At 32.3% G+C, this 12,817-nt stretch carries 13 protein-coding genes; 2 read left to right on the top strand and 11 right to left on the bottom strand.

Annotation, left to right across the window (positions count from 1 at the left end; all coding sequences use genetic code 11):
- Positions 1-28: 28 nt before the first annotated feature.
- The 10 genes from J8M14_RS19345 to J8M14_RS19300 form a co-directional block, all read right to left on the bottom strand.
- Positions 29-1,396 (bottom strand): aldehyde dehydrogenase, encoded by a 1,368-nt coding sequence (locus tag J8M14_RS19345; RefSeq protein ID WP_211076474.1) that lies wholly within the window; start codon positions 1,394-1,396, stop codon positions 29-31.
- A 47-nt stretch (positions 1,397-1,443) separates the two neighbouring features.
- Complete coding sequence (locus J8M14_RS19340; RefSeq protein WP_211076473.1) at positions 1,444-2,379, bottom strand: sterol desaturase family protein; 936 nt, start codon at positions 2,377-2,379, stop codon at positions 1,444-1,446.
- Between the two features lie 167 nt (positions 2,380-2,546).
- Positions 2,547-3,374 carry a hypothetical protein gene (locus J8M14_RS19335; RefSeq protein ID WP_211076472.1) on the bottom strand — a complete coding sequence of 276 codons (828 nt, stop codon included), beginning with the start codon at positions 3,372-3,374 and terminating at the stop codon, positions 2,547-2,549.
- A 193-nt stretch (positions 3,375-3,567) separates the two neighbouring features.
- A complete protein-coding gene (locus tag J8M14_RS19330; RefSeq protein ID WP_211076471.1) occupies positions 3,568-3,993 on the bottom strand; it encodes a VOC family protein in 426 nt (141 codons plus the stop codon).
- Between the two features lie 30 nt (positions 3,994-4,023).
- The gene (locus J8M14_RS23425) at positions 4,024-4,977 is read right to left on the bottom strand and encodes a DUF4440 domain-containing protein (protein ID WP_211076470.1); all 954 of its coding nucleotides are present in this window, start codon (positions 4,975-4,977) and stop codon (positions 4,024-4,026) included.
- A 93-nt stretch (positions 4,978-5,070) separates the two neighbouring features.
- Positions 5,071-5,940: a 23S rRNA pseudouridine(2604) synthase RluF gene (rluF, locus tag J8M14_RS19320; protein ID WP_211076469.1), complete on the bottom strand. Its 870-nt coding sequence runs from the start codon at positions 5,938-5,940 to the stop codon at positions 5,071-5,073.
- A gap of 22 nt (positions 5,941-5,962) precedes the next feature.
- Positions 5,963-6,802: an alpha/beta hydrolase gene (locus tag J8M14_RS19315; protein ID WP_211076468.1), complete on the bottom strand. Its 840-nt coding sequence runs from the start codon at positions 6,800-6,802 to the stop codon at positions 5,963-5,965.
- On the bottom strand, positions 6,802-7,167 hold the full coding sequence (locus tag J8M14_RS19310) for a cupin domain-containing protein (protein WP_211076467.1): 366 nt from the start codon (positions 7,165-7,167) through the stop codon (positions 6,802-6,804). The genes J8M14_RS19315 and J8M14_RS19310 overlap by 1 nt, the downstream gene beginning before the upstream one ends.
- 6 nt (positions 7,168-7,173) lie before the next feature.
- Positions 7,174-7,743: a hypothetical protein gene (locus J8M14_RS19305; RefSeq protein WP_211076466.1), complete on the bottom strand. Its 570-nt coding sequence runs from the start codon at positions 7,741-7,743 to the stop codon at positions 7,174-7,176.
- Between the two features lie 42 nt (positions 7,744-7,785).
- On the bottom strand, positions 7,786-9,321 hold the full coding sequence (locus J8M14_RS19300; protein WP_211076465.1) for a helicase HerA-like domain-containing protein: 1,536 nt from the start codon (positions 9,319-9,321) through the stop codon (positions 7,786-7,788).
- 104 nt (positions 9,322-9,425) lie between these two features.
- Here J8M14_RS19300 and J8M14_RS19295 point away from each other — a divergent pair, with 104 nt between their 5' ends.
- The gene (locus J8M14_RS19295) at positions 9,426-9,869 is read left to right on the top strand and encodes a RidA family protein (protein ID WP_211076464.1); all 444 of its coding nucleotides are present in this window, start codon (positions 9,426-9,428) and stop codon (positions 9,867-9,869) included.
- 69 nt (positions 9,870-9,938) lie between these two features.
- Positions 9,939-10,568, top strand: a complete 630-nt coding sequence (locus tag J8M14_RS19290; RefSeq protein WP_211076463.1) for a 7-carboxy-7-deazaguanine synthase QueE — start codon at positions 9,939-9,941, stop codon at positions 10,566-10,568.
- 1,673 nt (positions 10,569-12,241) lie between these two features.
- On the opposite strand, the gene J8M14_RS19285 is transcribed toward J8M14_RS19290, so the two are convergent.
- Positions 12,242-12,775 (bottom strand): DUF2911 domain-containing protein, encoded by a 534-nt coding sequence (locus J8M14_RS19285; protein WP_211076462.1) that lies wholly within the window; start codon positions 12,773-12,775, stop codon positions 12,242-12,244.
- Positions 12,776-12,817: the final 42 nt, after the last annotated feature.

Genomic DNA, 12,817 nt, shown 5'->3' with positions numbered 1-12,817 from the left:
TAATTAGTTTTTGTTCCAATTATTGAATCTACAATCCAATAAACCTTTTTAAAAAATTCAATTTTTTAGTGCTGTATGGTGAGTATTTAAAGTTAGGCTCAATCCAGAAAGGTTTTTGCAAAACACTCTTATAATGCGAGAACGTTTCGAAACCGTACTTTCCGTGATAGTTGCCAATACCACTGTTACCAACACCACCAAAAGGAAGACTTTGTTCTGTAAAATGCATCATAGCATCATTTATAGCGCCACCCCCAAATGATATTTCATTAAGAACCTTATTCTTTGTGGATTTACTTTTTGTGAAAACGTAACAAGAAAGAGGTTTTGATAGTTTTTTGACTTTTTCAATAGCTTCGTCAATGGTCTCAAATGTTAGTACAGGTAAAATAGGACCAAAGATTTCATCTTGCATTACTTTGTCTGTGAATTCCACATCTTTTAATACCGTAGGAGGTATCACTCTTTGATCTCTATTACCATTTCCACCAATAAATACTTTGTTTGGATCGATCATATCTTGTAGTCGGTCAAAATTCTTTTCATTAATGATCTGAGTATAATTATGGTTATCTACATTGTAATCAGATTTCTCTATCTGTTCTTTCATTGCGGATAATAATTGATCGTGTATACTAGATTCTACCAAAACATAATCAGGAGCAATACAAGTCTGGCCTGCATTAAGGAATTTTGCCCAAATTAGACGCTTTGCAGTCATTGGGATATTGACATCCTTAGTGATAATTGCTGGGCTTTTACCACCTAACTCTAGAGTTACAGGCGTTAGGTGTTTTGCTGCCGCCTGGTATATAATTTTTCCCACTGGTATACTACCGGTAAAAAATATTTTATCAAATTCTATAGCCAATAAATCGGTCGTTTCTTGTACACCTCCTTCTATGACTTTAAAAAACTTAGCATCAAAATTTTGATTAATGAGTTGAGCCATGATTTCTGAGGTTCTAGATGGAACCTCACTTGGTTTAAGAATAACTGTACATCCTGCAGCTATGGCAGCTATGGCTGGACATAATGATAATTGATATGGATAATTCCATGCACCAATTACTAATACAGTACCATAAGGTTCAGGTATAATATAACTTTTTCCGGGAAGATTGGTTAACCCTGTAGAAGCTTTCTTTTTTTTAGACCAACTCTTGACTTTTACTAATGCTAAATCTATTTCATGATAAATTATAGATAATTCTGTAACATAAGTTTCAAATTCAGATTTTCTGAAATCTTCATCTATAGCTTTATAAAGAGCTGCTTCATTTTTCTTTAAAATACTCTTAAGACGTTTTAATTCGTTTATCCTAAAGGACACATCTTTGGTAGCATTCGTGTTAAAAAAATCACGTTGTGAATCTATAATTTCTTGATAGTTCATAATTGGGAGAGCATTGAGATGTTGTTTTAAAACTAACAGGTGTTAAGTTAAGCTTTTTGTTTTTTAAGTTCAAGTTCTCGTTGCATTTGTTTTACGGTAAGTGTGCTGCCATCATGACTCCATCCGGGTGGTCCAAAAATATACATGAACTTATGATACCAGTTTTTTGATTTTTTAGTGTCATTCCATATATCTCTGTATTCATGGGTGAGAATTACCCATGGGTTATAAGAGTTAGGAGCATGTGTCACTCCATACTGAACTTCGATATTATCATCTAATTCTTTCCAGGTACCAAAGATTTTATCAAAAATATTTAGAAATCCTCCATGGTTTTTATCCATATATTCTACATTTTTAGCGTGGTGAACCTGATGCATAGTATGTGTATTGAATATTTTTTCGATGAACCCCATTTTAGGGATATAAACCGAATGCAATTGAAATTGCCATAACGCTTCAATACCTAAACATACTACCACCATTTCTGTAGGAAAACCAATCGCAGGCATCCACATATAGAATAACGGTTTATAAAGTAAAGTAAACCAACCATTACGAACCGCAGTCCCTAGATTAAAATTGTCTGAAGAATGATGTACAATATGTGCTGCCCATAAGGCTCTTACCATATGATTTTGTCTATGAAACCAATAGTACGTAAAATCGTCTGCAAGTTGACATAATAACCAAACATACCAAGCATATCCAAAAGATGTCCAACCCAGAATATTCGTGCGAACACCGTTGATCTCTGGATTAAAAAGCTCATAAATATAGTCAAAGATCAATATGGTTAGTACCGTTTTGATCAGTGGCCCAAGAATTGCAGAGCCGACTCCCATAAATAGACTGGCGCCAAGATCCTTCCATTGATAGAGTTCTTTATGATTGTGATCGTGAGTCTTACTGTAGGTAAGTTCTAGTAAAATTAGTCCTAAAAAGCAGGGAACTCCATAGACTAATGGGTTAGTAAAATCCATTCTTTTTCTTTATTTTTTTTATTGCCGCAGAATATAGGAAGAATTTTTAATTATCCTTTAACAATCATAGAGCTTATTGCATTGAACTGACTTTTTTAACGATTGTCTATGCAAAAAATTATGATCTGATTCTTATAATTTTTTTTACACATTTAAAAATACAAGTATTAGTCCATGTTACCTCCCATAGCTTCATAGGCTTTAAGTACATTTTTTAAAGCTCTTTTTTCTTTACTACTTATGGTACGTTCTTCTTTTTTTTCTTTGCCAATATATTTTATTTTGCATTTTTTACTAGATGCAATAGCTTGCATCATGAATATATCTTCATCATCTGCTACTTTGTCAAACCATTCTCTAGTCCCACCAGATTCAGCAAGAGCTTTAAAATCTCCTGGTTTTTCTTCTTCCATGGTAAAAACTTCTCCGTCAGCAGTAATAATAATTTCTTGTATATATAACCACTCTTTTTTTGAAAAATGATTAATCACCATGGCTAGCCAAGGTTTCTTTTTTTCTTTTTTTCCTATATAGGCATAAAGCGCATTAATACTATTTTTCTTAGGACTATATTTGTCAGAATACCATGTAACATCATTGGCAACATCATATTTCTTTTTTAACTTACTAAGTGCCTTTTTATAGTCTTTCTCAGAGATTTTCTTTTCTTCTTTTTCTTCTACTTCTTCTCCATGCCTGGTTGCTATAATGTTCTTTTCGACTTTTTTCAAAAACTTTTTACCTTTTTTGCTTTCCTTAGAGCTTGGGTATTTTTTGATCAGCGTCTTAAGTTTTTTTCTGCTAGATAAATAGTCTGCCTTATCATAGTAACCAGTTGCCTGCTCGTATAGTTGACTAGAGGTTAATTGACATTCTGCAATTTCTTGCTTAAGCTTTTCATTTTCTTTTTTCAGCTTGTTATATTCAGCTTCAGGTATTCCGCAACCAATAATGAATAGTAGTATCAGGGTGTAAATAGGTATAGATTTTTTCATAATCAGTATATGTTACAATTATGATTTACAATTAAAATGATGTTAATTATAAATTTTAAATTCGTTAAGTATTAATTGGGAGTTATTAAGAGCAAACGTTTAAATATAAATAAAATACTTTAAAAAACATATTTTAAATAAAAATAACTTATTTTTAGTAGGAATAAAGCTACAATTTTTGATTTTTAGATCTTTATTTCACAAAAATCTGAGTAGGTTCTCTAAAAGATTTAAACTCTAATGCATTACCACAAGGGTCGTAGAAAAACATAGTTGCTTGTTCACCAATTTCACCTTTAAATCTAATGTAAGGTTCTATTGCGAACTGAACTTTTTTTTCCGTAAGGCTTTTTGCTAGATTTTGCCACGTATCCCACTCTAAGATAATTCCAAAGTGTGGAACCGGAACATCTTTGCCATCAACAGGATTGGTGTGATTGTTTTCGGCTTCTGGTTTTGACTGATAATGAATAACTAATTGATGACCAAAGAAGTTAAAATCTACCCAATGATCACTACTCCTGCCTTCTTCCAGATTAAGAATGTTAGTATAGAAATCTCTTGCTTTAATAAGGTTATCTACGGGAATAGCAAGATGAAAAGGAGATAGCGTATTCATGTTTTCGTTTGTTAGTATAATATCTATAATTTATTCTTTTATTCTATTCCAGATGTCAAGGTACATTTTCCATTGATTATTTACCTTTTTCCAGATTACAACATACTTGCCTTTATAACTCATTTCCGTTCCGTCATCATTTTTATTCTTACCTCGGTATATTCCATAATCATGCGCAGTATCTCCAAGAATTACGATTTCTTTAGGAATAATTTCATGCTCTACTGGTGTGTAACCTGATGACCCTGACCATCGTTTTTTGATAGCTATATATCCAGAAATTATAGGAGCATTGTTTGGAAAAAGCTTTCCATTATCCGTATATGATTTTGCCAACGCTTCAAAATCTCTTTTTAAGTATGCTTTAGAAAAAGCTTTGGTAGCTGCAATAATTTGTTCTTTGTCAGAAAGTTTTTGAGTATTTACTCTTTTTGTACATTCAATTTTCCAGGTTGGATATGAAAAAGACTCGTTAGTATTAACCCATTCGCCTAACCATTTAAATCCTTTATCGTTTATATCATAAAAATTAATTTTGTAAAAACCATCCATTCCGTTCGGAGCTTTTTGCTCACGATATAAAATAATTTTATCATCCTTTTTATTTCCTTCCCAGGCAGAAAGAACAGGAGTCGGGCTAGCAGAAGAGTAGTAATGTACATACCACTTACTACTATCTGCAATAAATTGTCTTATACTACCTGAATTTTTACCATCTTCTTTTATCGTTTGATCCTGAACTCCCATTCCGTTCATGATGTATTTAAATTCCCAAGTCATTGTATTGGGTTTTGCCCAGGTTTTATCCGGGTTTCGAGTTTCTGAGATACAGTCACAAATTCCAATTAAAGGTGCGAAATCCAGAATTTCTTTTGGTGCTTTGGGGTTAGGTTGCCCAAAAGGATATGCTTCTGAGGGTTCATATTCACTTTGCGAAAACGTAAAAGTACTCACTAAAAACAATGAAAAGACTAACTTCTTCACTTGATTTTGTATTGATTAGTAAAGTAATTTAGGTATTTTGTGAAAAGAATAAATCTGAGAAGTTAGAAATTAGGAAATAATTAACAGCGATATTTATCTTCTACGATCTTTCCTTTTTTTGTTTTTGGACCTGGAGGAATCTCTTTGAATGGAGGTCTTTCTACTATCATTTTTGGTATTAAAATGTTTTGCATTTGGATTGCGTCTTCTAGGTTTAGAATCCTCTATAACTGAAGCTTCTTCCGTTTTACTAGAATCCCCAACGTCTGAATTAATGACTTTTAATTCTTTTTCTGTAAGATATCGCCATTTACCAACTGGTACATCAAGTGAAACGTTCATAATCCTAATTCGTTTAAGACGCACTACATCATATCCTAAATATTCACACATTCTACGAATCTGTCGATTAAGTCCTTGGGTTAGTACAATTCTGAAATCATATTTGTTGATTTGTTCTACCTCGCATTTACGAGTAACGGTATCCAGAATGGGAATTCCGTTAGCCATTCTTTTAATGAATTGTGGACTAATTAACTTATTTACTGTAACCAGATATTCTTTTTCGTGATTGTTTCTTGCTCTAAGTATTTTATTGACAATATCACCATCACTGGTCAAAAAAATTAAACCTTCGCTTGGTTTATCAAGACGACCAATTGGAAAAATACGCTTGGGATAATTGATATAATCTATGATGTTATCCTTTTCGTTTTGTGCAGTGGTACAAACGATACCAACAGGTTTGTTGAATGCAAGGTAGACGTGTTTTTCTTTTGGTTCTGTAATCAATTCTCCATCAACTTTTACCACATCATCTGCAGCTACCTTGGTTCCCATTTCAGGAACTACATCATTGATTGTTACACGACCTTGATCAATTAATTTATCTGCCTCACGTCGTGAGCAATATCCAACCTCGCTAAGGTACTTATTAAGTCTGGTGAGTTTGTTATTTTCCACAGTGCAAAGGTGATCATAAAAATTAATCTTTCAAAAAATCAATGATCATATCATCAACTTCATCAAAGAATAAAGAGTGTCCAAAATCTTCTGTAGCCACAAATTTAACTCCTTTCCAGTTTTTGCTAATACTTTCTGCTTCAGAAAAAGGAGCTATATCATCGTGTTTGTCATGAATCAGCAACCCCTTGTGAGTCATTTTTTTAGCAAATTCAGCAATAGAAAATTCTTCGAAATCGTATCCGAATTTTCCCTTAAAATAGTCACTTAACGCGTTCATGAATTTAGAAGAAAGCTTTAGGATACCCTGATAATCTTTCATAATCCTTGATAATTCAGAAGGAGGAGCCAGTACAACGAGTTTTTCTATTTCGGGATTTGGATATTTATATTGATGAAAAATAGTAGTCATACCACCAACAGAATGTCCTATAATATGATTGGGGCGGTATAATTCTACAATTTTCTGAAGAGATTCTGTATATAATGGGACATTTAGTAGCTTTCCTGATGAATTACCTTGGGCTGGAGCGTCAAATGCTACAACATTATAACCTTCCTGAAGTAGCTTTTGGATTAAGGTTTTCCAACGATGAGTATTGCTTTCCCAGCCATGGACCATGAGTATAGTTTCGCCCATACTTGGCCATAAATAGGTTTGCAAAGCGATATCATCTATCATTACTACTTCATCTTCTGCTTCTTCCAAAAAATATTCTTGTTCAGGTAAAATGTCACCTTTTCTTGGTGTACAAAACAAAACAAATGCTTTATGCAAGGCTTTTTTTGGAGCAAAAAAGAACAGTAATAAAAGTCGTTTTCCTACAATAATAGGGATGTATTTTTTCAGTCTTTCTTTCATTAATCTTCACGATGTACTGTTTCCATAGTAAAAGCAGGAAGGCATATGGCTAAATATTCGCATTCCTCGTCAAAAGGATTGGAATATTGAATTCTGGTATTCTTTTCTATTTTAATAGATTGTCCTGCTTCCAGAATTACTTTTTCTCCATCTATAATAAATTGCTTCTTACCTCGAATAATATATGTGTATTCATCAAATTCCGGAGTCTGAAAAGGTTCACTCCAATTTGGTGGAGCAATCATATGAGCAATACTTATTTCAGAATTTCCATCTGTTGCTTTGCCAAAATGTTCTTCTATTAATTTATTGTCAGTGGTGGGAACAATAAACGGAGATTGCTGAATAGTATATTTTTTACTCATGCTGTTTTATTTTTCATCCCAGGTGATTAAAAAATGTTTAATTTTTGCAGAATCAGGTATATTAGCAGCTTCTATTTTAGTATCCGTATTAAACTTAAATTCACTAGGTAATTCTTTTTTATCAATCGTCAGGTAAGCCTGAATACTATCAATAAATATTACTGCAGAGCTTAATGTGTTATTAATCTTGGATATTTTATAATTATTTTTGATATCCATAAAAACGCCATCAGCTGATAATCCTAAATCTGTATGATATCTTGGATCTATGATCTGTATGGTTTCGATGGTAGATTCTGGATTCAATTCTTCTCTAGGTTCTAAGATCAAAAGTTTTGCTCCGCCTTTTTCAAAAATTTCTATCTCATTGGAGGCAGTTATAAATTGATCGGTTTTTTTTCGTTTTACAATAGAATCACTGGCATAAATAGAATCCAACTGATTTACTTTAATGACATTAGTTAAATGCCCTATTCTATTTGTTGATATTTCAAAAGGGTTTAATTTCTTTTCCTTTTGACAGCTTATTAAAACAATGCCAATAAATAATGTGATAATATTTTTTTTTGTGTACATAATTAGTCAGTTAAATAATTTGTGATAATACTTAAACGTAAATTATTTTAATAACTTATTTAAGACTCCTAATGCTCCTCTAATAAAAGTAGCACTGGTCAATACCTTTACAATGGCTTTTTCAGTTGTACTGGCTCTTCTGCTACTGGAACGAGATCTGGACGAACTTTTATTTAGTTTTTCTCTTTCCTTTTTGGCAGCAGCTTTTGCTTCTTCAGCTTCAGCCTTTTCAATTTTTTCATTTAAAATTTCATAAGCACTCTCTCTGTCAATGTCTTCATTGTATTTTGAAGTAAGATTTGATTTTTTAAGTAAAGCTTTTAGTTCGGTATCGGTTAAAACATCCATTCTACTCATTGGAGCTCTTAGCATAGTTGCTGCAAGTGGGGTAGGGCGTCCTTTTTCATCAAGTGCGGTAACCAGAGCCTCACCAATACCTAGAGAAGTAAGTACTTGTTTTGTATCATAGTATTCAGAAATTGGATAATTCTCTGCAGTAAGTTTGATAGCTTTACGATCCTTTGCTGTAAAGGCTCTTAATGCGTGCTGAACTTTAAGTCCTAACTGACCCAGTATCCCATCCGGAACATCAGTTGGGTTTTGGGTTACAAAGTATAATCCTACACCTTTAGAACGAATTAATTTAACTATACTTTCTATCTGTCCCATTAATGCATTAGAAGCTTCTTTAAAAATAAGGTGAGCTTCGTCTAAGAAAATTACTAGTTCAGGACGTCCACTATCACCTTGTTCAGGGAAAGTTCCATAAATCTCTGCAAGTAGACTAAGCATAAAAGTAGAGAATAGTTTAGGTCTATCTTGTATATCTGTCAGTCTTATAATGTTGATAAAGCCTCTGCCATCATCATCTACTCTGCATAAGTCTTGTGGGTCAAAGGATCTTTCTCCAAAAAAGATATCACCACCTTGTTGCTCTAATTCAATTATTTTACGAAGAATAGCACCAGTAGATGCTGTAGATATGCGGCCATAATCTTTTTCTAGTTCTTTCTTACCTTCTCGTGTTGAGAATTGTAAAACCTTTTTTAAATCTTTTAGGTCTAAAAGAGGTAATTTATTATCATCACAATATTTGAAGATAATAGAAATAATTCCCGCTTGAGTTTCTGTTACATCCAGGATTCTTGATAAAAGTACTGGCCCGAATTCACTTACAGTGGCTCTAAGTCTTACACCATTTTGCTCTGAAAGCGATAGTATTTCTACCGGAAAATCTTTAGCTTCAAACGGAATACCTATTTTTTCATGACGTTCATCAATTTTAGGATGACCGGGACTTGCTGCTGCAATTCCACTAAGGTCACCTTTGATATCCATAAGTAATACAGGTATACCTTTCTCGCTTAGGTTTTCTGCAAGTACTTGCAATGTTTTAGTCTTACCAGTACCAGTTGCTCCCGCAATAAGTCCGTGTCTATTTAATGTTTTTAGGGGAACTTTTACATGGGCATTAGTAATAGTTTCTTCATTATGTATTGCAGCTCCAAGGGTAATAAAATCACCTTTGGTAGTATATCCTTTATTTATATGATCAAAGAACGCTTGATTATCACTCATAGTAGATGTAAATTTTGATAAAAATAGGAATCTTAATAATTCTATTGAAGAAATATACTTTAATTTTAATGCAATGGTAAATATCAACTTTTAATTTTTTTCACATGAAAAGATTCTTTATCCTTATTGTAATTAGTTTTTCTTTAATTGGTTGCCAAACGAAGCAAGCTGACCCTATTTTTCATAAAACCCATGAACCCAAAAAAGAAAATGCTCCTTTTTCTGATATTGTTCAGGTTGGAGATTTATACTTTCTAGCGGGACAGGTAGGCATGAATCAGACTACAAGAAAATTAGTAGAAGGTGGGATCACTGCCGAAACCAAACAAACTTTGGAAAATATAAAAGTAGTTTTAGAACATCATGATATGGATATGAATGATGTTGTTAAGTGCACAGTGATATTATCAGATATTGAAGATTTTGCGGCCTTTAACGAAGTGTATAAAACATATTTTCCTCAAAAACCTGCTAGGACCACTTTTGCTGCAAAAGGTTTAGCAGTAGGTGCCAAAATTGAGATTGAGTGTGTAGCCGTCAAAAGCTAATTATACTATAGTATTCATTAAGGACGATTTTCTTTTAAATTAAGTATTGTTGTGTACCTTTGCACCCTTATGCAAAAAAGTATACAGAAATTGGTAGATGAAGGTAAGATGCTTCCACTTATGGAAGAGTTTTATACCATCCAGGGAGAAGGATATCATAAAGGGACAGCAGCTTATTTTGTTAGAATAGGGGGATGCGATGTTGGATGTCATTGGTGTGATGTAAAAGAAAGTTGGAATGCAGATTTGCATCCTCCAACTGATACTGATGTGATTGTTAATAATGCTTTGCAGTACAGTGATGTGGTTGTAGTAACTGGTGGAGAACCTCTTACATGGGATATGACTTTACTAACTACAGGTTTAAAAACTAAAGGCGCTAAAACACATATAGAAACTTCTGGAGCTTATCCCTTAACAGGAGATTGGGATTGGATTTGCCTATCTCCTAAAAAAGTTAAACTTCCTAAAGAAGAAGCCTATCATAAAGCAGACGAGCTAAAATGTATCGTATATAATAAGAGCGATTTTGAATTTGCAGAGGAACAAGCAACCAAAGTTTCTGAGGACTGTATATTGTATTTACAGCCGGAATGGAGTGTTCGTGAAAAAATGATTCCTTTAATAGTAGATTATGTGATGAAAAACCCAAAATGGAAAGTCTCTCTTCAGACTCATAAATACTTAAATATTCCATAAAAAACTTTTTTAATTTACGGTTTCTAACTTTTTTGGATATAATTACAAGTAATTGATTGTTAAGGGTTTATGGTTTAACCGTAATACTAGGGGAAAACCCCCTATAGATTGAGTTATTTTTGTAGTAAATTTCTTCAAATTAGATTAGTTTTTTTAGTTTAAATATAAGCTTTACCTTTTTTTTAAACATTTTGTCGAAATTATTCATTTTGAATTAACTTTTGTTTTACTGTAGCAAGCAAACTTGTTAAATTTACATAACTAATTAAAAATGAATACGCTATGAAACAGTTTTACTCAAATTTAGGATTAAATTTTAAAGTTATACTTCACTTTTTAAAAGACTTACCAGGTGCATGCAGTTATGCCATACACCGATAATACTAAATTTTATGTGTAGTTAGAATTTTGTACTTTACTTAATCATATGATAAGTAAGAAATAAGAGATTATCAGATAATGATAATCTCTTATTTTTTGTAGGAAATTTTAATATTTATTAACAGGAATTTTAACATTTATTTACCGTTGTCTTATTAAATTGATGCTTTACCAAAAAGTTAAAATCTTTTTAATAATTATCTTGAATATTTTACAACGATTTAATAAATTTAATACCAATTAATCACTTAATTGTATCATATGAATCAAATTTACTCTATTCTTGGGCTTAATTTTAAAGTAATGATTGAGTTCTTAAAAGATCTTCCTGAAGCTTCTGGTTACGCAATTCGTAAATAAGACTAGTTTTAGGATATTTTTGAAATTTATTACAGATTTAATTTATAATAAGAGACTTCCCCAAAATACTCGGTAGTCTCTTTTTTGTTTTATTATTTCTTGTAAAGAATGTGATTATCATAGGATACTAAGTGATAATTGAACTTGTAATTGGTGTTTTTAACTTATTTTTTTGTTTTTGGGAAGCTGTTTGAAGTTAGGGTTTTATGCTCATGGGGGGACAAAACCCCATAAATAACAGATCTTAGTGTAAGATAATTCTTCAAAATTTAACATCGTAAATGGGTTTTTGTGCCAAGTGTCGTTTGTAAATTATTTTATATCTAAAATAATTATCTAAAAGTGTTAATTATTTTCATCGAAAATGCCCTCTACCATATATTTGTATAACAATTTAAAAATCAATTAATTATGAAGTTTTTTTACGGTATATTGACGATAGATATTAAGGCGTTGAAGAGTTTTTTGAGACAATTACCATCGGCTTGCAGTCATGCAATCCATAGATAGGAGTCGAATTTTAAATTGAAAATTGTATTGTAAGTAAATGTTTTTACTTGTAGTAATAATCTTTCAAAAACGTAGGTATTATAATAGGGTGTTTTTTTGTGTTGGTTATCGAGAATACCTAAAGTTTTATCTAAAATTGAAGTAATAATATTGACATCAGGATGTCTAGGTGTTATATTTGTTTAATATTAATGTAAATAAAAATTATGGGGCTATTTTACACAAAATTTAGATTAACTTTTAGAGTTGTCATGGACTTTCTAAAAGAATTACCTGGAGCGTCTAGTAACGCAATCCATAGATAGGGTGAGAACAAATTATTCCTTTTTCTTGGAATAAGTTTATTTAGGGAAATTTAATAAAAAAGAAAAAACCGGTAGATCTAGTCAATCACCGGTTTTTTCTTGGTGTGATATTATGTTTTACATATAGAAAGGAACTTCAATACGAGTCTTGTCCCATCCCATAACCATATGATAACCTTTATCTACTTTCTTAAAAGCTATAGAGAATACTTCTAAAGCATCCCCCGATGATGCAGGAACTTTAATCCTGGCCACATCTTTTCCTTCATCATAAGAATAAGCTCCCCAGCTATCCAGATCAGAGTTCAGGATAACAGTCCATTCTTTTTCTCCAGGTATGGTATAAAGACTATATGTTCCCGCTTTAATGGTTTTGTCTCCCATTTTCATGTCCTTAAAAAGCTTTATCTCGGTTGCTTCATCAGCACCGGTTCTCCATACTTTGTCATATTTTACGAGCTTTCCAAATATGTCTCTACCTTTTTTCTGTGGTCTACTGTATACAACTTTGATTTCTGGTTTGGCACTTCTATCCGCTTTTGCATACGTAATATCGGTTGGACTTTTTTGTAATCCGGTAAATTTCTGGGCGTTTGCAGTTGATAACGCACCTAAAAACATAATAGCAACTAATAAGAGTGATTTTTTCATAATACTGATTTTGATTTCTATTTACTGACGTAAAGATATTCT

It is taken from the genome of Aquimarina sp. MMG016, assembly GCF_018100805.1.
Taxonomy (GTDB): domain Bacteria; phylum Bacteroidota; class Bacteroidia; order Flavobacteriales; family Flavobacteriaceae; genus Aquimarina.
The sequence above is the reverse complement of the archived record's forward strand: the minus strand, read 5'-3'. Positions and strand labels throughout refer to the sequence as shown.